We start from the raw sequence: 20,334 nt of genomic DNA, 5'->3' as shown, positions 1-20,334 counted from the left end.
CGCCCATGCGGGCCGTCCTGGTGGTCAATCCGAAGGCCACCACCACAAGCGAGCGCAGCCGGGACGTGCTGGTCCGGGCACTGCGCAGTGAAGTCGACCTGTCGGTGCGCTACACCCGCCGACGGGGCCACGCCATGGATCTGGCCCGGGAGGCCGCCCAGGAGGGTGTCGACCTGGTCGTCACGCTCGGCGGCGACGGCACGGTCAACGAGGTGGTCAACGGATTGATGGCGGCCGAGCCGCCGACGTTCCGCACCGGGCCGACCTCGGCCGAGCGGCTGCCGGCGCTGGCGACCGTGCCGGGTGGCTCGACGAACGTCTTCGCCCGGGCGCTCGGGCTGCCGCGGGAGTGGCCGGACGGCACCAGCATGATCCTGGAAGGGCTGCGCCTGGGCCGGTCGCGCACCATCGGGCTGGGCCGGGCGGACGACCGCTACTTCACGTTCTGCGCCGGCTTCGGGCTCGACGCGGCGGTGATCCGCCGGGTGGAGCAGGCCCGCAAGCGGGGTCGGGTGTCCACCCCGGCCCTCTACTTCCGGTCCACGGCCAGCCAGTACTTCGTCGGATCGGACCGCCGCCACCCGCCGATCACGTTGGAACGCCCGGGTGAGGCGCCGGCGACCGAGCTGGCCACCGCGATCATCCAGAACACCGCGCCGTGGACCTACCTCGGCGACCGTGAGATCAACCCGAATCCGGATGCGTCGTTCGACCTCGGGCTCGATGTGCTCGCCATCCGACAGCTCAAGGTGGCCAGCACCGCACGGACAGTGACTCAGTTCTTCTCCCAGAAGCCCGATCCGCATGGCAAGCAGGTGCTCCGGCTGCACGACGTGGAGGAGTTCACCCTGCTCGCGGCCCGTCCGCTGCCGTTCCAGCTCGATGGCGACTATCTCGGCGAGCGGGAAAAAGTCAGATTCACATCCGTACCCGCCGCACTGAGAGTAATCTGCTAGGTCTCGGGTATCCCCGTCGGTTGACGCGGACCCCCGCCCACGGAGGGGTGAGGTGGCCGCCACGCCGAGGAAGGGTGCCGGAAATGTCAGCATCGTCACGCAGACCGTACTATATTGATCCTCGACTGTGGCACGCCGGGTAACGAGAGCCCTCGCAAACCGGGACAAATGGGTGGTGAGCCCGCTCACTGTTCGGAGTTTTTCCGAGCGTCACCCTTGACATCGCTGTAGTTCGTGAAAGTATTCACAAGCGAACTCGTGTTACCGGGACATCGCCTGGATATGCTCATCCGGTTGAGCTGTTCCAGCAGGTCCAGGGGCCCGCAGCCTGCTCACGCAGCGCCGAATTGATGGATGCTGACCGTCACCTTTCGGCAATGCGGATGCATATAGGAATAGCAACAAAGCGTTATCTGGCCATCCACTTAGAATGAGGAGTGTTGCCGCCATGGACTGGCGCCACGATTCGGTCTGCCGCGACGAGGACCCGGAGCTGTTCTTCCCGATCGGGACGTCCGGTCCGGCCCTCCTGCAGGTGGAGCAGGCGAAGGCCGTCTGCCGGCGCTGCCCCGTGACCGACCAGTGCCTGCAGTGGGCGCTGGAGTCCGGTCAGGACGCCGGCGTCTGGGGCGGGATGAGCGAGGAGGAACGCCGCGCGGTCAAGCGTCGCGGCGGTCTCCGGGTGCTGCGCGCTCACTCCGCCTGACCCACACACACGCGAAACGCCCCGGCCGGGATCCCGGCCGGGGCGTTTCGCGGTCCGGACCGTGTTCAGCCCACCGCCGCGTCCACCCGCCGGCGCACCAGATCGGCGAGTTCCGGCAGGTCGGTGAGCGGGTCGGCGACCGCCACCGCGCCGGCCGAGCGGGCCGCCGCGCGTACCCCGTCGTGGAACCGGCCCGGCGCCAGGAAGTAGGCGGCCACCGCGACCCGGCGGGCACCCGTCGCGCGCAGCCGCGCCACCGCGCCACCGACCTCCGGCGGCGCGGCCGAGGCGTACGAGACCCGGCAGCGCACGCCCAGCCCGGCGCCGAGCGCCGCGGCGACCCGACCCACCGAGGCACGCGCGGCGGGATCACGGGTGCCCGCCGCGGCCAGCACCACGGCGTCCGCGCCCTCCCCGGCGGCCTCGGCCAGCCGGCGCCGCAGGGCGGCCAGCAACCGCCCGTCGACCACGCCGCCGGTCGGCCCCAGCACCTCCGTCACCCGCACGTCGAGGCCCGCGCCGGCCGCCGCGACCGCCGCCGGGATGTCCACCTTCCGGTGGTACGCGGCGGTCAGCAGCAGCGGCACCAGCACCACCCGGGAATGACCCGCGTCCGCGAGTTGCCGCAGCACGTCGGCCGGTCCGGGCTCGGTGTGATCGAGCCAGCTCGGCAGCACCGGACGGCCGGGGCAGGTGGCCGCCACCGCCCGGGCCAGCGCCCGCGTCGCCTCGGCCGCGCGCGGATCACGACTGCCGTGCGCCACCAGCACCACCGGCGCGCCGCCCGTCAGAGGTGCAGGCCGCACTCGGTCTTCTCGAACATCGCCCAGCGACCGGCCCGCGGGTCCTCCCCCGCCTTCGTCCGGCGGGTGCACGGCCAGCAGCCGATCGAGCCGTAGCCCCGGGCGAAAAGCTCGTTGACCGGGATGTCGTGGCGGGCCACGTACGCGTCCACCTCGCGCTGCGTCCAGGCGGCGATCGGGTTCACCTTGACCTTGCCGCGCCGCGCGTCGAAGCCCACCACGGGCGTGTTGGCCCGGGTCGGCGACTCGTCCCGGCGCAGCCCGGCGGCCCACGCGTCGTAGCCGGCCAGCGCCCGCTCCAACGGCTCCACCTTGCGCAGCTGGCAGCACTCGTCCGGGGACCTGTTGAACAGGCGCGGCCCGTACTGGCCGTCCTGCTGGCCGACCGTCATCCGGGGACGGATCGAACGGACCCGCACCGGCATCCGCCGGGCCACCTCGTCGCGGACCCGCAGCGTCTCCGGGAAGTGCAGCCCGGTGTCGAGGAACACCACGTCGACGCCGGGCGCGACCCGGGAGACCAGGTGCGCCACCACACCGTCGGCCATCGAACTGGTCACGCAGAACCGCTCGCCGAACGTCTCCGCCGCCCACCTGGCGATCTCCAGCGCGGGCGCGTCCGCCAGCTCCCGCCCGGCCTCCTCGGCCAGCGCGCGCAGCTCCTCCGGGTCCCGCCGGGCCGGGTCCGCCGGGTTGGCCTCGCCGCCGCCGACCAGACCCAGGCCGGCGGCGGAGAGCAGGCCGGTCATCGGTTCACCGCCCGGCTCAGCAGGCCGGTGAACTTGACCGAGAACACCCGCGCGCAGGCGTGGCACTCCCAGGCGCCGTGCCCGGCCTCGTGCGGTCGCAGGTCCTCCTCGCCGCAGTACGGGCAGTAGAGAGGCGCAGACCGAGCGTCACTCATCGAAGCTCCTCCTCATCAACTCTGATCACCCAGTTGGCGAAGCTCTCGCCGTCGGTCCGGCTGGCCAGGTAGCGGCGGGCCAGCCGTTCCACGTACTCCGGAAGCTCGTCGGCGGTGGTCTTCAGGCCGCGCAGCTTGCGGCCGAAGCCGGCGGTCTGCCCGGCGGCCATGCCGAGGCCGCCGCCGAGGTGCACTTGGAAACCCTCGACCTGCCGGCCGTCCGGGCCGACCACGAGCTGGCCCTTGAGCCCGATGTCCGCGACCTGGGTGCGGGCGCAGGCGTTCGGGCAGCCGTTGAGGTGGATGGAGATGTCCGCGTCGAAGTCGCGCAGCCGCTCCTCCAGCCGCGCGACCAGCTCCTCGCCGCGTCGCTTGGTCTCCACGATGGCCAGCTTGCAGAACTCGATGCCGGTGCAGGCCATCGTGCCGCGCCGCCAGGCCGAGGGCCTGGCCTCCAGGCCGATCCCCCGCAACGCGGTCACCAGCTCCTCGGTCCGCTCCGGCGCCACGTCCAGGACCAGGAGCTTCTGGTACGGCGTGAGGCGCACCCGGTCGCTGCCGTGCGCCTCGACCACGTCGGCCAGCTCGGCGAGCTGGGTGCCGGAGACCCGGCCCACCACCGGGGCCGCGCCCACATAGTTGGCGCCGTCACGCTGCGGGTGCACGCCGATGTGGTCGACCGGCTTCGCCGGCAGCGCCGCGGCCGGACCGTCGAGCAGCGTCCGACCCAGGTATTCCTTCTCCAGCACCTCCCGGAAGCGCTCCACGCCCCAGTCGGCGACCAGGAACTTCAGCCGGGCCCGGTTACGCAGCCGGCGGTAGCCGTAGTCGCGGAAGATGCCGACCACCCCGGCCCACACGTCCGGCACCTCGTCCAACGGCACCCAGACACCGAGCCGCTTGGCCAGCATCGGGTTGGTGGAGAGCCCACCGCCCACCCAGAGGTCGAAACCGGGGCCGTGCTCCGGGTGCTCGACGCCGAGGAACGAGATGTCGTTCGCCTCGTACGGGGTGTCGACGAGCCAGGAGATCGAGGTCTTGAACTTGCGGGGCAGGTTGGAGAACTGCTTGTCGCCGACGTACAGGCGAACGATCTCGTCGATCGCCGGGGTGGCGTCGACCACCTCGTCCCGGGCCACCCCGGCGACCGGGCTGCCGAGCACGATCCGCGGGCAGTCGCCGCACGCCTCGGTGGTCTGCAGGCCGACCGACTCCAGCCGACGCCAGATCTCCGGCATGTCCTCGACCCGGATCCAGTGGTATTGAATGTTCTGCCGGTCGGTGATGTCGGCGGTGTCCCGGGCGAACTCCCGGGAGATCTCCGCGACGACCCGGAGCTGGGCCAGGCTGAGCTGACCGCCGTCGACCCGGACCCGGAGCATGAAGAACTCGTCCTCCAGCTCGTGCGGCTCCAGCACGGCGGTGCGCCCGCCGTCGATGCCGGCCTTGCGCTGGGTGTAGAGGCCCCACCAGCGGAACCGGCCCCGCAGGTCCTGTGGGTCGATCGAGGCGAAGCCCCCGTGGGCGTAGATGTTCTCGATCCGGTCCCGCACGTTGAGCGGATCGTCGTCCTTCTTGAGCCGCTCGTTGGCGTTGAGCGGCTCACGGTGCCCGAGCGCCCACTGGCCCTCGCCACGCGGCCGACGGGGCGCCCGGGCGGCGGGAGCCGGCTGGTCCGAGCGGGTGGGGGTGCTACTGACCGCCATCGCGGCGTCCTCCGTTTGTCTGCTGCGGTGCCTGGGAGCGCGGGCGCGGCGGCCGGTCCTGAAGAGGACCGAGGACGGCGGTGTCGATGACGGCCGGCGCGGAACGCGCCCGAGACGGATGGGTCGGGCGTCGTCAGTGGGCCGGACAGATCGCGCTGCGCACGCGGCCGTAGTCGACGTGGCGGCGAGCCACGAAGCGGCGGACGACAGCGGCGGTCATGGCCTCATGCTGCCACACCACGGGTTCCCCGGCCACCGACCGGCGCAGTGATCCCACATCACGGGCCCCCCACCCAGATCGACGCCCATCCACGTGCCTACCTTTGTGACCTGCCCCACTCCGCCATGGTGTCCGTTTGGTGGAACGCCGCCGCCGGCACGGAGACCCGCCCACGGCCCGGACCGACGGTGCCACGTGCCCTGCCGCATCCGGAGCGCCACCGCCGGAGGCGAAGCCCCTCGCGCGGCTTTCGGCCGCCCAGCCCACACCGCCCGGCCCCGGCCCCGGCACCCGGCACCCGGCACCCGGCACCCGGCACCCGGCGATGTTCGGCACCCGGCACCCGCTTGTCCGGCGTCCAGGTGTCCGGCCCCCAGGTGTCCGGCCCCCAGGTGTCCGGCCCCCAGGTGTCCGGCGTCCAAGTGTCCAGGTGTCCGGCGTCCAGGTGTCCGGCGTCCAGGTGTCCGGCGTCCAGGTGTCCGGCGTCCAGGTGTCCAGCCCTCAGGCGCCCCACCCCGGATGTTCCACCCCGGATGTTCCACCCCGGATGTTCCACCCCCGGATGTTCCACCCCCGGATGTCCCACCCCCGGATGTCCCGCCTCCGGGTGCCGCCCAGCCCGGGCGGGGCATCAAGCCCATCCACCCAGCGCGAGCCGGGCGGCCCTGGCCTTGATCAAGGGGTTTGCGTCATCGAAAGCGCCACCGCCGACACAACTCCTTGATCAACCCCGCCATCGGAAAGATCTTGGAGCCAAATGGCCCCTCCAGGGGCCGAATCCTTCCAAGATCCCCCGGGTCGCTCGTCGATCATGAGGTTAGCGGCGACAAAACGGACCCCAGGTGCTGCCAACTCCATGATCGACGGGCGAGAGGGAGCGAGGGCGGGAGCGAGGGCGGGAGCGAGGGCGGGAGCGAGGGCGGGAGGGGCAGGAGCGGGAACAGGCGGCACGGGAGGGGCGGGAGCAGGAACGGGAGCGGGCAGAAGCCGGGGCGCGGGCGCGGGGGTGGGGGTGGGAATGGGAGAGCGGAAATTGGTGGAGGGGGGTGGGAGGGTGGGGGTGGCGTGTGAGGCTGCGGGGTGTGAGCGCGCCTACCGAGCCTGCGCCGCCCCGCGTTCCCGGTTGGGCGGCGTGGGCGCTCCCCGGCCTACTGGCGCTGGTGGTCACGCTGACCGGGATCGGGCACGCCCAGCCGTGGCGAGACGAGTTGGCGACCTGGAGCGCCGCGACCCGCTCGCTGCCGGACCTGGTCCGGCTGACCCGCACCATCGACGCCGCCACCGGACCGTACTACCTGCTCATGCACGGGTGGACCGCGCTGGCCGGCACCTCTGCGACGGCCCTGCGGCTGCCTTCGGCGCTCGCCACGGCGGTCGCCGCCGCGCTTACCGCCCGCCTCGCCGCACAGCTCGTGTCCGACCGGGCCGGCCTGCTGGCCGGGCTGCTGTTCGCCGTGCTGCCGGCCACCTCGCGCTACGGCCAGGAGGCCCGCCCGTACGCGCTCGCGACGCTGCTCGCCGTGCTCGCCACGCTCCTGCTGGTCGGCGCGTTGCGTCGGCCGACGTGGGGGCGTTGGGTCGGGTACGCCGTAGTCGTCGCCGCGCTCGTGCTGCTCCACCTGGTCGCACTCACCCTGCTCGCCGCGCACGCCGTGGTGGTGCTGCTGACCGCCGCGCGCGGCCCGGCCGCCGCCGGCGTCGACCCAGCCGCCGCCGGCGTCGACCCGGCCGCCCGCTCCCGACCAGACCCACCCGGCGGAACCCCGCCCGGTCGCAGACAACCGCAGCGTTCCACCCACCAGCGACATCGAGCGCGAGTGGAGCGCCATGGGTGTCACGGCACCCCGGAGACACCCACAGCGTTCCGCCCACCGGCGACATCGACCGCGAGTGGAGCGCCACGGGTGTCACGGCACGGGACGGGCGGCGGAGCTCCGGACGACCCGAGGGCGCCGGTGCCCGCCCGGCGGGTGGTCGCGCGGTGGCTGGTGGCGCTGGTGCCGGCCATCGTGCTCGTTACCCCGCTGGGCCTCGTCGCCCAGGGGCAGCGCGGTCGGCAGCTCGACTGGGTCGATCCGGCCCGCCTGTCCGACCTGGCGTCGCTGCCGGGCGGGCTGGCGCAGAGCGGCGTGGTGGGCGGGTTCCTGCTGGGGCTCGCCGCATTCGGGGCGGCCCGGCTCGGCCGGCGGGCGCTGTTGCCCGGGGCCGCGGTGCTGCTGCCGGTGTTGCTGCTCTTCGTCGCCGGGACGGTGGTGCCGCTCTGGGTGACCAGGTATCTGATCTTCACGGTGCCGTTCGCCTGCCTGCTGGCCGGCGCGGCTCTGGCCCGGGTACGCCTCGGGCCGGCGCTGGTCGTGGTGGCCCTGGCCGGGTTGCTCGGGCTGCCCGACCAGGCGGCGCTGCGCCGGACCCACGAGTGGCCCCGCAGCGCGCCGGTCGACTACGCGGGAGCGGCGGACATCATTGGCGCCGGGCAGCGGCCGGGCGACGCGATCGTCTACTCACCCCGGGACGGCTGGCTCTTTCCCGACCTCGGTCTGGCGTACCACCTGGGGCCGAGGCTGCCGCGCGACGTGCTTGCGGTCCGGGACCAGCGGGCGGACGCGAGCCTCTGGGCCGTCGAGTGCGGCGATCCGGCCCGCTGCCTGGCGGGGGTGGACCGGATCTGGCTCGTGGTCACCGGGCGCCGGGCGGATCCGCTCGCGGCGGTACCCGGAGCCAAGGGCGCGGCGCTGCGCGACGGCTTCACGGTCCGTCAGGTGTGGCCCCGCCAGGGCCTCACGGTGGCCCTGCTCGACCGGTGACCAGCCCGGCTCGACCTGCGACCCGCCCGGCGACCGGCGACCCGCCCGGCGACCGGCGACCCGCCCGGCGACCGGCGACCCGCCCGGCGACCGGCGACCCGCCCGGCGACCGGTGAGCGGCCCGGCGACCGGTGAGCGGCCCGGCTCGGCCGGACCGCCGCCGGCCGAGGGCTCAGCCCGACAGGCGGTCGGCGGTGCCCCGGGCCAGTGGCACGACGAGGACCGCCTCGGTGCCGCCGGCCGCGCCGTTGCGCAGCTCGATGGTGCCGCGCAGCTCGCCGGTGACGAGCGCCCGGACGATCTGGAGGCCGAGGTTGCCGCCGCGCTCGGCGTCGAACTGCCCGGGCAGGCCGCGGCCGTTGTCGGCGACCGAGACGTGCAACTGTTTGCGGAGCCGGTGCACCTCGACGACCACCTCGGGTCGCGGCGCGTCCGCCGGGGCGGGGGCGGCCTCCTCGTCGACCGGCGAGAAGCCGTGTTCCACCGCGTTGAGCAGCAGCTCGTTGAGGACCATGACCAGCGAGGTGGCGATCTCGGCCGGAAGGATGCCGAAGCTGCCCCGACGCCGCATGCCGACGGTCACCTCGGTGGCGGCCACCTCGGTCGCGGCGCTGGCCACCCGGTCCACGATGCCGTCGAACTCGACCACCTCGTCACTGGAGAGCGAGAGCGTCTCGTGTACGAGCGCGATCGAGGCGACCCGGCGTACCGATTCCTCGAGCGCGACCCGGGCCTCGGGCATGGCGACCCGGCGGGCCTGGAGGCGCAGCAGCGCGGCGACGGTCTGGAGGTTGTTCTTCACCCGGTGGTGAATCTCCCGGATGGTGGCGTCCTTGGTGATCAGGGCGCGGTCGCGGCGGCGTACCTCGGTGATGTCGCGGACCAGCACCAGCGCGCCGATCGGCACGCCGGCGGGCATCAGCGGCAGCGCCCGGGTCAGCATGGTGGCGCCCCGGGCGTCGATCTCGCGCCGGGGTGGGGCCTCGCCGCGCAGCGCGGCGAGCACCGCGTTGCCCGCGTCGGCGCCTTCGAGGGGGTCGCCGGCGAGCCGGCGGTGCAGCTTGGCCAGGTCCTCGCCGACCAGGTGGGAGGCGTAACCGAGCCGACGGTAGGCGGACTGCGCGTTGGGGCTGGCGTAGGTGACCTTGCCGTTGGCGTCGAGCCGCACCAGGCCGTCGCCGACGCGGGGTGCCGAGGTGGTCTCGCCCGGGTGCCGGGGCGGCGGGAAGGTGCCGTCGGCGATCATCTGGGCCAGGTCGTCGGCGGTGGTCAGGTAGTTCAGTTCGAGCTGACTCGGGGTGCGCGCGGTGGAGAGGTTGGTGTCCCGGCCGACCACGGCGATGACCTCGCCGTGCTCGCCGTCGCCGGTGCGCAGTCGCACCGGGATGGCCTCGTGCCGGGCCGGCACGTCGCCGTACCAGACCGGGTCGCCCTCCCGCCAGATCCGGCCCTGCCGGTGCGCCACCTCCAGGTGCGCCACCTCGGGCCCGCCGACGATCCGGCCGACCTGGTCGTCGAGGTAGGCGGTCGGGGCGGTGGTCGGGCGCACCTGGGCGAGGCAGAGGAAGGTGCCCTCACCGTCCACCGGCACCCACAGCAGCAGGTCGGCGAAGGACAGGTCGGAGAGCAGCTGCCAGTCACCGGCGACCCGGTGCAGGTGGTCGATGTCGGCCGGCCGGAGCATGGTGTGCTCCTCGGCGAGGTCACGGAGGGTGGACACGCCCCACAGCGTGCCACGCCCGGCTCACATCGTCGCCGTGACCTTCTTCAAACCACGGGGCGCGTCCGGGTCCTCGCCGCGGGCCAGCGCCAGGGCCAGGGCCAGTCGTTGCAGCGGCAGGATGTCGAGCAGCGGCGCGTACCGCTCGTCGACCTCCGGCACCGCCATCCGGGTGGCGCCGACGTCGGCGGAGCCGACCACCACCACGTCGGCCCGGCGTTCGCCGAGCCGGGGCAGCACCTCGCGCATCGACGTGCCGCCGGGGCCGGAGCCGACCACGGCGAGCACCGGCACGTCCGGGTCGGTCATGGCGAGCGGGCCGTGCAGCAGGTCGGCGCCGGAGAAGGCGAGCGCCGGCAGGTAGGACGTCTCCATCAGTTTCAGCGCCGCTTCCCGGGCCGTCGGGTACGCGTAGCCCCGGCCGGTGGTGACGAGCTGGGCGGCGAACCGGTAGCGCGGGGCGAGCCGGGCCGGGGTGTCGTCGGCGAGGGTGTGCGCGGCCAGCTCGGGCAGGCGGGCCAGCGCGTCCCGCTCCGGCGCGGGCAGCACGCCGTCACCGGCGCGTACCCCCTCGACCAGCATGAGCAGCGCGAGCAGCTCGGCGGTGTAGGTCTTGGTGGCGGCGACCGCCCGCTCGTGGCCGGCGGCCACGTCGATACTCAGCTCGGCGGTCTCGGCGAGCGGTGAGTCGGGGTTGTTGGTGACCGCCAGGGTGAGCGCGCCGGAGGCCCGGGCCACTCGGAGCACCTCGGTCAGGTCGGGCGAGCCGCCGCTCTGGCTGACGCCGACGACGAGCGCGTCGGACAGGTCGGGGCGGGCGCCGAAGACGGTGATCGCGCTGGGCGAGGCCAACCCGGCGGGTAGGCCGAGGCGGATCTCGGTGAGGTAGGCCGCGTAGAGCGCGGCGTGGTCGGACGTGCCGCGGGCGGTGAAGACCACGTGGCGGGGTCGCCGCTGCGCGACCACGGCCGCCACCTCGGCGATCGCGGCGGCGTGCGCGGTGGAGAGCAGGCGCTCGTAGCCGGCCGGCTGCTCGTCGATGTCGGCGGCCATCCCGGCCCCTGGTCGCGTCACCGCGCACCCCCTTCTGCGCGATTACCGCGCGTTGGATGCTCAGTCTTGCACGTTTGAGCCAGAATCAACAATGCAACGAGCAGCAGTACGCACCGGATCACCACTCGGGGGCAAGATCCCCTAGGCTTGCCCGGCTGACCGACCGACCAGCCCGGCGAGGGAAGGACGACGTGCCCGAGGACGACGCCGCGCTCTCCGCCGAGGAGGAACTCGCGCTGGCCCGGTTGGCGCTGGGCGAGGGCGATCTCCGGCACGCGGCCGACCACGTCGCCGCCGCCCTGGTGCGCTCACCCACCCTCCCCGAGGCGCACGAGACCCTCGCCCGGCTCGCCGCCGCCAGCGGTGGCGACATCGAACTCTTCCCGCTCGGCCAGCACGCCTTCGTCGGCGCCGTGGTGGCCCGGGCGCACCTGCTCGCCGCCGCCGGCCGTCCCGCCGAAGGTCTCGACCTGCTGGCCGCCGCCACCGGCTACGCGCCGGGCGCGCCCTGGGCCGCCGTACCGTGGGTGACCGCCGCCGACCTCCCGGAACGGCTCGATCCGGAGCGCACCGCCCGGATCCTCATGCAGGTCTGCGCCGCCGCGCCCGACCCGGTTCCGCGCCGGCTGCGCGAGCCGCTGCTGCCCTACCTCACGCTGGCCCGCAACGCGATCACCGTGCATCCGGCCCACCCGCTGCTGCTGGGGGCGGCGTCCGCGCTGGCCCGGCGCCTCGGCGAGGTCGCCCTCGCGGTCGAGTGGGCCACCCGGGGGGTACGCGCGGAGCCCAGCAAACTCGGCGAGGTGTGGCTCGGGTACGCGTACCGCAGCGCCGGCCGGACCGCCGACGCGCTCGCCGCGCTGGAACGTGCGGTCGCGCTCGACCCCGACGACCTGGCGGTCTACGCGGACATCGCCGGCACGCTCGCCGACCACGGCCGGCTCGACGCGGCGCTGGGCTGGATCGACCGGGCGCTGGCGAAGGACCCCACGTTCGACTGCGCCGTGCACACCGCGCACCGGCTGCGCTTCCAGCGCGACGGGAACGTGGACCACCTGGTGGCGCTCGCCGATTTCGTCCGCGACCATCCGGACGACTCGCACGAACACGGCGACCTCGCCGAGTGTTGCCGCGGCCGTCCGTGGCTCGGCCAGGTCACCCCGGCCGGCGCGGACCACCTGCCCGCGCCGACGGCGGGCACCGCCCGCCCGACGGTGAACGCGGTGCGCCGGCTCCAGCAGCTGGCCCACCCGGCGTGGGCGCACCCGCCGGCCGCGTACGACGCCGCGGTCGGACTGGCCACGCTGGACCTGGCCGACCTGCTCGGCCTGCTGGCATACCCGCCGGAGGCGCCGCCCACGGCGCTGGGCCGGGTGCTCGGCGATCAGGACCCCGCGCTCTGGGCGCGCTGTGCGCAGGTCTGGGCCTGTCTCGGCCTGCTGCACCACCGCACCGACGAACCGTGGGCGGAGTCGAACCGCCGCCGGGTGCTGCGGGAACTGGCCGGGACCGAGCCGGGACCGACGGCCGAGGCGGCACTGTTCGCCCTGGTCACCGCCGCCTGGGTGGACCCGGCCGTACGCGCCGACGTGGCCGGTGTGGTGGCCGGGCGGCTCGCCGCGGTGGCGACCGGCCCCGCCCGCCGTACCCCGGAGGCGGTATCGCTCGCGCACCTGGCCCGGGCCACCCCGGCCCTCGACCCGGCCGCCCGCGCGACGGCCGCCGGGCTCGTCGCCGACGCCGGGGCCGGCCCGCTGCGCCGGCTGTGGCGACGCCTCACCGCGCTGTTCCGCCGCGCCTGAGCGCCCGCACGCCGCCGGATTGGTGTTAAGAAGGGGCCCCGCCACAACGCCAGGCGTTAAGCGGGGCCCCCTCCTTACCTCAGACGGGGGTTTTGCCGAGGGCGACCTCGGCCTCCTCCTCCGGCGTGGCGGTGGCCGGCGGAACGTCGTTCGTCGCGCGCAGCGGCACCTCCTTGACGAACCAGGCGAGCACCGGGACCGCCACGGTGATGAAGAGGGCCCAGAGGAAGACGTGCGAGATGGCGTCGGAGAGCCCGCCGAGCACCAGCTCCCGCGCCGGGCCGGTGAGCTGCTTGAGGTTCTCCAGGTCCATCGCGCCGCCCTCGCCGCCGCCCTTGCCGGCGAGCGCCGGACCGGCGGGCGAGTCGGCCAGCCGGTTGGCGAAGACGGCGCCGAACAGCGAGACGCCGAACGAGCCGCCGATGGACCGGAAGAAGGTGGTCGCGCCGCTCGCCGCGCCCAGGTCCTTCTGCTCGACGCTGTTCTGCGCGATGAGCATCGAGGTCTGCATGAGGAAGCCCATGCCGACGCCGAGCACGACCATGTAGAGCGAGGACTGGGTCTTGCCGGTGCCGAGGTCGAGTTGGCTGAGCAGCCACATGCCGACGGCCATCACCACGCCGCCGATGATCGGGAAGGCGCGGTAGCGCCCGGTCTTCGTGATCGTCCGGCCGACCACGAGCGACACCACGAGCATGCCGAACATCAGCGGGAGCAGGAGCAGGCCGCTGTTGGTGGCCGAGGCGCCCTGCACGGTCTGCTGGTAGAGCGGCAGGAAGTTCATCGCGCCGAACATGGCGAAGCCGAGCAGGAAGCCGATCACCGAGATGAGGGCGAAGTTGCGGTTGGCGAACAGGCCCAGCGGCAGGATCGGCTCCGGCACCCGCCGCTCCACGAGCGCGAACACGCCGAGCGCGGCCACCGCCAGCACGGTCAGGCCGAGGATCTGCGGCGAGCCCCAGTCGTACTGCTTGCCGCCCCACGTGGTGACGAGCACGAGCGCGGTGATGCCGACGGAGAGCAGCGCCGCGCCCAGCCAGTCGATCTTGTGCTCGGTGCGGTACTTCGGCAGGTGCATGGTGACGGCCAGGAGGAGCAGCGCCACGCCGCCGAGGGGCAGGTTCACGTAGAACGCCCAGCGCCAGGAGAGGTGGTCGGTGATGAAGCCGCCGACGAGCGGGCCGGCCACCATGGCGATGGCCATGATGGCGGCGATCATGCCCTGGTAGCGGCCCCGCTCGCGGGGCGGGACCAGGTCCCCGATGATCGCCATGACGCCGACCATCAGGCCGCCCGCGCCGAGGCCCTGGACCGCCCGGAACGCGATCAGCTCGACCATCCCGGTGTCGGCGCCACCGAAGACGCCGGAACCGGACATGCCGCAGAGCGCGGAGCCGATCAGGAAGACGACCACCGAGGTGAGGAAGACCGCCTTGCGGCCGTAGAGGTCGCCGAGCTTGCCCCAGATCGGGGTGGAGACGGTGGTGCCCAGCACGTACGCGGTGACCACCCAGGTGAAGTGGTCGGCGCCGCCGAACTCGAAGACGATGCGCGGCAGCGCGGTGCTGACGATCATGTTGTCGAGCATCGCGAGCGTCATCGCGGTCATCAGGCCGAACAGGATGACGCGGACGTTTGGCTTCGCGATGACCGGGGCTTGTTGACTCATGGGTAGGCTCCCCCGCAGATCGGTGATCGACTTACTTGCCGCCCGGCTAGTTAACTTACTAGCCGCACGGTAAGCTGGGCACCGGGACAACGTCAAGCGGATTGGAAGGTGTCGGTCGGGTGAGCGAGAGCACAGGCGGCACGCGCCAGCGCATCCAGGCCGTCGCGCTGGAGCTCTTCACCGAGCAGGGATACGAGAAGACCTCACTCCGGGAGATCGCCGAGCGCCTCAACGTGACCAAGGCAGCGCTCTACTACCACTTCAAGAGCAAGGACGAGATCGTCAGCAGCTTCGTCGACGACCGGCTGCGCCGGATGGACGAGCTGATCGCCTGGGCCGCCGAGGAGCCGGCCACGCTGGAGACCCGGCGCACCCTCATCGCCATGTACGCGGACACCATGTTCTCCGGCGAGCTGCCCCGGGTGATGCGGTTCTTCGAACAGAATCAGACCGTGCTGAAAAGCCTCGTCGCCGGCCAGCAGATGCGCGACCGGATGATGCGCCTGGCGGGCGAGCTGAGCCGCGGCGACGAATCCCCGGCCGCCCAGCTACGCGCCTCGCTCACCCTGTTCGCGGTGCACAGCAGCTGGTTCGCGGTGCGTACCCCCGGCATCACCGACGACGAGCGGCGGAAGATCGCCCTTGAGGTGGCCGACGAGCTGCTCGCGAAGATCAACGACGGCGACTGACGCGGTGAGGGGCAGGCGCAGGCCGAGCAGGTCGATCCCGGGCGTCGGGGCCCAGTCCTTCTCCGGCGCCCGGACGAACCCGAGCCGGTCGTAGAGCCGGCGCGCACTCGCCGCCATGCCGGCGCGCACGCAGATCACCACCGCCGCGCAACCCAACTCGACGGCGCGCGCCACGCACGCCTCGGCCAGCGCCGCGCCCGCGCCCCGGCCCTGCGCGGCCGGGTCGACCGCGAGCATCCGGAACTCGGCCTCACCGGGGCCGGCGAGTTCGGCGTACGGGGTGCCCGGCAATACGAACGTCACCGCGCCGAGCACCGCGCCGGTGGCCTCGTCCACGGCGACGAGCACCTCCCCGGTCCCGGCCCGGCCGGCCACGTCGGCGAGCACCGGCGCGTACCCGTTCTCGTCCTTGAGCTGGCCGTCCGCCTCGTAGGCGGCCACCGTCAGGCGGGCCACCGCCGGGAAGTCCGCCGGCTCGGCGCGGCGGACGAGCGGGCCGGTCAACCGATCACCGCGATCAGGTCGCCGTCCTGCACCACGTCGCCCTCGTTGACCGCCAGCTGCTGCACCACGCCGTCGGACTCGGCGACCACCGGGATCTCCATCTTCATCGACTCCAGGATCACGAGCGTGTCCCCCTCGGACACCGTGTCCCCGGCCGACGCGACGACCTTCCAGACGTTCGCCACCATCTCGGCGCGGATCTCCTCGGCCATCTCCCGGCCCTCCCTCTCCCCGACAGTCCTGCGAACGGTATCCAATCATGACGCCGGTCACGTCCGTTCTCTGACCACCGGCCCGGGACGCGGCCCCACCGCGCCCGGCGCGGCACCGGCGGCACTAGCATCGTGCGGGTCGGCGCCCGGCAACCCGGGGGCCGTACGCGACCTCCGCCGCGCTCACCCGCGGCCGGACCGTGACCAGCACAGGAGGCAGAGCATGGCGAAGAAGGCCCGGAAGAAGAAGGCCCGGAAGAAGAGCAGCGCCAACCACGGCAAGCGCCCCAACTCCTGATCACCGATCAGCGGCGCCCGGCCCTGGGGGGCCGGACACACCTGTGGCCCGGGTCCACACGCGGACCCGGGCCACAGGTGTCTGATCAGTCGGCCAGCTCGCGGGACTCGGTGGTCTCGAAGACCACCAGCTCGCTCAGCCGCAGCCGCAGCCGCTCACGCAGCTTCTCCGGCGCCGCCTCGTTGCCGCAGCACCGGGCCACAAGCGCCTTGACCTCCTGCTCGATGCCGTACTCGCGCAGGCACGGCCCGCACTCCTCCAAGTGGTGCCGGATCAGCACCCGGCGCTCCTCGGCGCACTCCAGGTCGAGGTAGAGGTAGACCTCGGCGAGCACCTCGTGGCAGTCCGTCTCGTGCGGTCGTCCACAGCTCACGGTCACACCTCCCGGCTGGCGGCGGCGGTCGAACCCTTCGACGGGGCGGCGCTGAAACCCCGCTCCGCCGCGTACCGCTCCAGCAGCTTGCGCAGATTGCGTCGGCCCCGGTGCAGGCGGGACATCACGGTGCCGATCGGCGTGCCCATGATGTCGGCGACCTCCTTGTAGGAGAAACCCTCGACGTCGGTCAGGTAGACCGCCAGGCGGAACTCCTCCGGCAACTGCTGGAGGGCCTCCTTGACGTCGCTGTCCGGCAGCCGGTCGAGCGCCTCGGTCTCGGCCGAGCGCAGACCGCTCGACGTGTGCGACTCCGCCTCGGCGAGCTGCCAGTCGGTGATCTCGTCCGTCGGCGCCTGGACGGGCTGGCGCTGCCGCTTCCGGTAGGAGTTGATGTAGGTGTTGGTCAGGATCCGGTAGAGCCAGGCCTTCAGGTTGGTGCCCTGCTCGAACTGGTGGAAGGCGGCGTACGCCTTGAGGTACGTCTCCTGGACCAGGTCCTCGGCATCCGCCGGGTTGCGGGTCATCCGCAGCCCGGCAGCGTAGAGCTGATCGACGAAGGGCATCGCGTCCCGCTCGAAGCGGGCCCTGCGCTCGTCCGTCTTCTCGGTGGTCAACCGCACATCCCCTCGCGTCGGATGCTTTCCCGCCGAGGATACGCGTACCCGCCCGGCGGCAGATTCACTTCCCGAGTGTGTGCCGGTGCTCACGGTCGACGCCGACGCCTGCCACTCCGGCGCGTCGAGCAGCCGCCGGAGCTGCCGTTCGTCCCGTTCGTCCCGTTCCCGGCTCCGAGTCTCGACCGGCACCGGTCACCCCCCTCGCGCTGGCAATGTCGTTTCCCAAAGGGGGTCAACGCGATCCCCAGCCCTCCGCATTCCGGCCACCACACCCCTCCCGCACGCGCACCCCTGCACGCCACCTCCGCGTCGATCATGAGGTTGCCGGCATGTTTCGCCGTATTTGCGTGCGCCAACTTCATGATCAACAGCGCCATCGCCCGATGGTCGGGGTTCGTGTTTCGGATCGCGGGAAGCGGGGGGCCTGACCGGCGGACCGGGGCGATTTGCGCTTCTTGCCCCACTTTCCCACCTCGCGGCGGCCCGGAGGGTCCGGGTGCTTGAGGTGGCCGGGACGGGCCGGACGCCAGCTCGGCGAAGTGGCGCTATCCGGTTGGCCGGGATGCCACCGTTTCATCGGACTGGCGTCGATCATTGACCGAAACTCGCCACCCGCCCTGTCTCGTGCGAGATCCGACCGGAGAACAGAGCCACCGTGCGCCAAATGCCCCTTTCCCCTGCCTGCCCGGTAGCCCGAGAGCCCGGGTGACTTGGACGATTCCGCCTCTCTGGGGCCATTCGCGTCCAAGATCTCGCTCGCTTCCGCAGGGGTCGGGTGATGGAGGACGGGGCCGCCACCCGTTCCCGGTCCCAGCCTCGGCCGCGACCGATGCTGGGACCAGGAAGGGCCTGGGAGGTGACTCCGGTCACGTCCGAGCCGGCCGGCCGGTGCCAACCGGTGCAACGAACGCTCGCCGGGGACGGTCACGCTCGCACGCCCGAGCCACGCTGCCGTCAGGCAGTCGGCCAGAGGCACGGCAGCCGAACTCGGCACACCGACGTGTGGGTGGTGGACACCGACGGCGACGGCTAGGCCGACCTGTGGGCGATGAGCATGGACGCGACCCGCACAGCCGGAACCGAGGCGTGGCCACCGCCGAGGCGCGGCGTGATCAGGACAGCCATCCCCGGGCCGCGAGCCAGGCGCGCACCACCTCGGCCGTGCCAGGCGGGTCCCGGCGCAGGTCGTGCCGCTCCCCCGGCCGGACCACCACCTCGACGCCGGACGCGGGATCGGGTACGCCGAAGGGGTCCCGGTCGCCGTTGACCACAAGCGTCGGCAGGCCGGTGCCCAGCTCGTCGGCCCGGGATCGGTCCGGCCGCCCGGGCGGGTGCAGCGGGAACGCCAGCGCCACCACGCCGGCCGCGCCGACGGCGCACGCGGTGCGGCAGGCCACCCGGGCGCCACTGGACCGGCCGCCCACCACCCAGCGGCCGGTGTCCGGCAGGCGACGGCGCAGCTCGGCCAGCACCGCCGTCCATGCCTCGTCGAGGTGCCCGGCCGGGGCGGGCGCGCGACGGCCGGCAACCCGGTACGGCTGGGTCACCAGCACCACCCCACCCCCGGCGTCACGGACCGCGTCGCGGACCGCCACGAGATCCGGCGCGTCGACGTCGCCGCCCGCGCCGTGACCCAGCACGAGCAGGGTGCCGCCGGTCGCCGTCGGCGGGTCGAGCCGGATGCGCGCCGGCCCCCGGGGTGTCTCGATCTCGTCGTCGTGCCGCACCGGCCCATTCTGCGCACGGCGGACCGGCCGGCGACGGCAGGGCGCGGAACAACCACCGACATCTGCGCACGGCGGGCCGGCCGGCGACGGCAGGGCGCGGAACAACCACCGACATCTGCGCACGGCGGACCGGCCGGCGACGGCAGGGCGCGGAACAACCACCGACAGCGGACGTGCCGCGCGGCCAACGCCGCACACGCACGGACCCGGCCCGACATCGTCGGTCAGGAGCTCAGCGGCACCAGCGTGAGCAGGCGGTCTCGGACCGGCGGCCCGGGCTCGTCGACCGCGTCCGGATCCGGCTGAACCTCGCTGCGCCAGGCGACGAGCATGGCTCGCCGCTCACGCGGCGTGGTGCCGCCCCAGACGCCGTGGCAGTCGCCCACCTCCAAGGCCCAGGCCAGGCAGGAGCCTTGGACGTCGCAGGTGCGGCAGAGCGCCACCGCCGCGTCCGCAGGCTCGTTGGGCGCCGGAAAGAACGTCTCCGGATCGACGCTCTGGCATGTGCCCCTGGTGCGCCACGCCTCGTCCTGTCGCCGTTCGCGCAACGCCCGCAGCAGCCGCGGATCGCGCCGCGCCGCCGCCACCTCGTGCGGTCGGGGCATGCGTGCCCGTGTCAATACACCCACCTCCCCCGTGGGACCGGCGAAGATCTCCCTAAAGATCGATGGATGTCATTCGCCCCGTGCGAACTGACGCCATCACCGGCGCTGTGTTCTATCGCACTCGTGCACGCCGAGACAAGAGTCTTCGGTAAACATGACTAAACCGGGGGGTGACTTTTCCGGCGCAACCCTGGCAAATCAGCACTCGACAATGTGCTCAGCGTGATCAGAACAACGTCGATTCCCGGTCTGCCTCCGCAGCCGCCGGGACGACCCGGGCGATCAGCTCCGGACCGTCGTTGCGGACGTCGCCGACCGCCGGTGCGACCGGCCGGATCTCCAGCGCGGCGAGCTGTCCGGCGTCCGGCGGGACGAGCAGCGCGGCGGGCTCGTCGGTCGGGCCCAGCCAGGCGGCCCACCGATCCGGGGCCAGCAGCAGCGGCATCCGGTCGTGCACCTCGGCCAGCTCACCGAGCGCCGCAGTGGTCAGCACACTGAACGTGAGCCGGGGCGTCCCGGCCGCCTCCCAGAGCGACCAGATGCCCGCAAAGGCCAGCACCGAGCCGTCCCGCGGGGTCATGAAGTAGGGCTGCCGCCCGCCGTCCGGTCGGCGCACCCACTCGTACCACCCGTCGGCCGGGACCAGGCAGCGCCGGCGGGCGAAGGACGGGGCGTACGCCCGGCTGGTGGCGACCGTCTCGGCCCGCGCGTTGATCATCCGGGCGGCGCCGGCCGCGCTGCGGGACCAGGGCGGCAACAGCCCCCAACGGCCGAGGGAGAGCAGCCGGTGCCCCTCCGGCGCGAGCCGGACCAGCGGCGCGGAATCGGTCGGGGCGACGTTGAAGTCGGGCTCGACCGCGCCGGTGGAGTCGGTCGACTCGAACAGCGCGCTCAGGTCGCCCGCGCTCCTGGTCGTCGCGTACCTCCCGCACATGGGGCCCACGCTAGCCCCACCGGGCCGTT

Annotated in this window: 19 protein-coding genes and 1 pseudogene; 5 read left to right on the top strand and 15 right to left on the bottom strand. The window is 73.2% G+C overall.

Going from position 1 to position 20,334, the window contains the following annotated elements; translation table 11 throughout:
• Positions 1–5 precede the first annotated feature (5 nt).
• On the top strand, positions 6–956 hold the full coding sequence (locus O7602_RS03760; protein WP_281586834.1) for a diacylglycerol kinase family protein: 951 nt from the start codon (positions 6–8) through the stop codon (positions 954–956).
• Positions 957–1,404: 448 nt separating this feature from the next.
• Positions 1,405–1,662 carry a WhiB family transcriptional regulator gene (locus O7602_RS03755; protein WP_013288358.1) on the top strand — a complete coding sequence of 86 codons (258 nt, stop codon included), beginning with the start codon at positions 1,405–1,407 and terminating at the stop codon, positions 1,660–1,662.
• A 65-nt stretch (positions 1,663–1,727) separates the two neighbouring features.
• Here the strand turns inward: O7602_RS03755 and O7602_RS03750 are convergent, their stop codons facing one another.
• The 4 genes from O7602_RS03750 to O7602_RS03735 are packed head-to-tail and all read right to left on the bottom strand — an operon-like array spanning position 1,728 to position 5,075.
• Positions 1,728–2,468, bottom strand: a complete 741-nt coding sequence (locus O7602_RS03750) for a CbiX/SirB N-terminal domain-containing protein (RefSeq protein ID WP_281586833.1) — start codon at positions 2,466–2,468, stop codon at positions 1,728–1,730.
• Entirely contained in the window at positions 2,450–3,214 is a 765-nt protein-coding gene (locus O7602_RS03745) for a phosphoadenylyl-sulfate reductase (protein ID WP_281586832.1), read from the bottom strand. Before O7602_RS03745 ends, O7602_RS03750 begins: the two co-directional genes overlap by 19 nt.
• Complete coding sequence (locus O7602_RS03740; RefSeq protein WP_139128717.1) at positions 3,211–3,369, bottom strand: IS1 family transposase; 159 nt, start codon at positions 3,367–3,369, stop codon at positions 3,211–3,213. Before O7602_RS03740 ends, O7602_RS03745 begins: the two co-directional genes overlap by 4 nt.
• Positions 3,366–5,075 (bottom strand): nitrite/sulfite reductase, encoded by a 1,710-nt coding sequence (locus O7602_RS03735; RefSeq protein WP_281586831.1) that lies wholly within the window; start codon positions 5,073–5,075, stop codon positions 3,366–3,368. The genes O7602_RS03740 and O7602_RS03735 overlap by 4 nt, the downstream gene beginning before the upstream one ends.
• Positions 5,076–6,377: 1,302 nt before the next feature.
• On the opposite strand from O7602_RS03735, the gene O7602_RS03730 reads away from it, so the two are divergent.
• On the top strand, positions 6,378–8,099 hold the full coding sequence (locus O7602_RS03730; RefSeq protein WP_281586830.1) for a glycosyltransferase family 39 protein: 1,722 nt from the start codon (positions 6,378–6,380) through the stop codon (positions 8,097–8,099).
• A gap of 172 nt (positions 8,100–8,271) precedes the next feature.
• Here the strand turns inward: O7602_RS03730 and O7602_RS03725 are convergent, their stop codons facing one another.
• Positions 8,272–9,819, bottom strand: a complete 1,548-nt coding sequence (locus O7602_RS03725; protein ID WP_281586829.1) for a PAS domain-containing sensor histidine kinase — start codon at positions 9,817–9,819, stop codon at positions 8,272–8,274.
• Positions 9,820–9,843: 24 nt separating this feature from the next.
• Positions 9,844–10,872, bottom strand: coding sequence for an SIS domain-containing protein (locus O7602_RS03720; RefSeq protein WP_281590100.1), 1,029 nt, complete (start codon positions 10,870–10,872; stop codon positions 9,844–9,846).
• A gap of 191 nt (positions 10,873–11,063) precedes the next feature.
• Here O7602_RS03720 and O7602_RS03715 point away from each other — a divergent pair, with 191 nt between their 5' ends.
• Positions 11,064–12,674: a tetratricopeptide repeat protein gene (locus tag O7602_RS03715; protein ID WP_281586828.1), complete on the top strand. Its 1,611-nt coding sequence runs from the start codon at positions 11,064–11,066 to the stop codon at positions 12,672–12,674.
• Between the two features lie 79 nt (positions 12,675–12,753).
• On the opposite strand, the gene O7602_RS03710 is transcribed toward O7602_RS03715, so the two are convergent.
• Positions 12,754–14,343, bottom strand: a complete 1,590-nt coding sequence (locus O7602_RS03710; protein WP_281586827.1) for an MDR family MFS transporter — start codon at positions 14,341–14,343, stop codon at positions 12,754–12,756.
• A gap of 119 nt (positions 14,344–14,462) precedes the next feature.
• On the opposite strand from O7602_RS03710, the gene O7602_RS03705 reads away from it, so the two are divergent.
• Positions 14,463–15,032 carry a TetR/AcrR family transcriptional regulator gene (locus tag O7602_RS03705; RefSeq protein WP_281586826.1) on the top strand — a complete coding sequence of 190 codons (570 nt, stop codon included), beginning with the start codon at positions 14,463–14,465 and terminating at the stop codon, positions 15,030–15,032.
• Here the strand turns inward: O7602_RS03705 and O7602_RS03700 are convergent.
• The 8 genes and pseudogenes from O7602_RS03700 to O7602_RS03665 form a co-directional block, all read right to left on the bottom strand.
• A pseudogene (locus tag O7602_RS03700) lies at positions 15,033–15,536 on the bottom strand (GNAT family N-acetyltransferase); the annotation flags it as partial. It lies immediately after the preceding gene.
• The gene (locus O7602_RS03695; protein WP_091068708.1) at positions 15,533–15,748 is read right to left on the bottom strand and encodes a biotin/lipoyl-binding carrier protein; all 216 of its coding nucleotides are present in this window, start codon (positions 15,746–15,748) and stop codon (positions 15,533–15,535) included. The gene O7602_RS03695 and the pseudogene O7602_RS03700, both read right to left, overlap by 4 nt.
• A 183-nt stretch (positions 15,749–15,931) precedes the next feature.
• Positions 15,932–16,087, bottom strand: coding sequence for a hypothetical protein (locus tag O7602_RS03690; protein WP_281586825.1), 156 nt, complete (start codon positions 16,085–16,087; stop codon positions 15,932–15,934).
• A gap of 44 nt (positions 16,088–16,131) precedes the next feature.
• On the bottom strand, positions 16,132–16,419 hold the full coding sequence (gene rsrA / locus O7602_RS03685; protein WP_281586824.1) for a mycothiol system anti-sigma-R factor: 288 nt from the start codon (positions 16,417–16,419) through the stop codon (positions 16,132–16,134).
• Positions 16,420–16,421: 2 nt separating this feature from the next.
• Entirely contained in the window at positions 16,422–17,228 is an 807-nt protein-coding gene (locus tag O7602_RS03680; RefSeq protein ID WP_281586823.1) for a sigma-70 family RNA polymerase sigma factor, read from the bottom strand.
• 923 nt (positions 17,229–18,151) lie between these two features.
• Positions 18,152–18,766 (bottom strand): alpha/beta family hydrolase, encoded by a 615-nt coding sequence (locus O7602_RS03675; protein ID WP_281586822.1) that lies wholly within the window; start codon positions 18,764–18,766, stop codon positions 18,152–18,154.
• Positions 18,767–18,990: 224 nt separating this feature from the next.
• On the bottom strand, positions 18,991–19,386 hold the full coding sequence (locus tag O7602_RS03670; RefSeq protein WP_281586821.1) for a WhiB family transcriptional regulator: 396 nt from the start codon (positions 19,384–19,386) through the stop codon (positions 18,991–18,993).
• Positions 19,387–19,597: 211 nt separating this feature from the next.
• Positions 19,598–20,305, bottom strand: a complete 708-nt coding sequence (locus O7602_RS03665) for an SOS response-associated peptidase (protein ID WP_281586820.1) — start codon at positions 20,303–20,305, stop codon at positions 19,598–19,600.
• Positions 20,306–20,334 lie beyond the last annotated feature (29 nt).

This window comes from Micromonospora sp. WMMD1128, from assembly GCF_027497235.1.
Lineage (GTDB): Bacteria > Actinomycetota > Actinomycetes > Mycobacteriales > Micromonosporaceae > Micromonospora.
The sequence above is the reverse complement of the archived record's forward strand: the minus strand, read 5'-3'. Positions and strand labels throughout refer to the sequence as shown.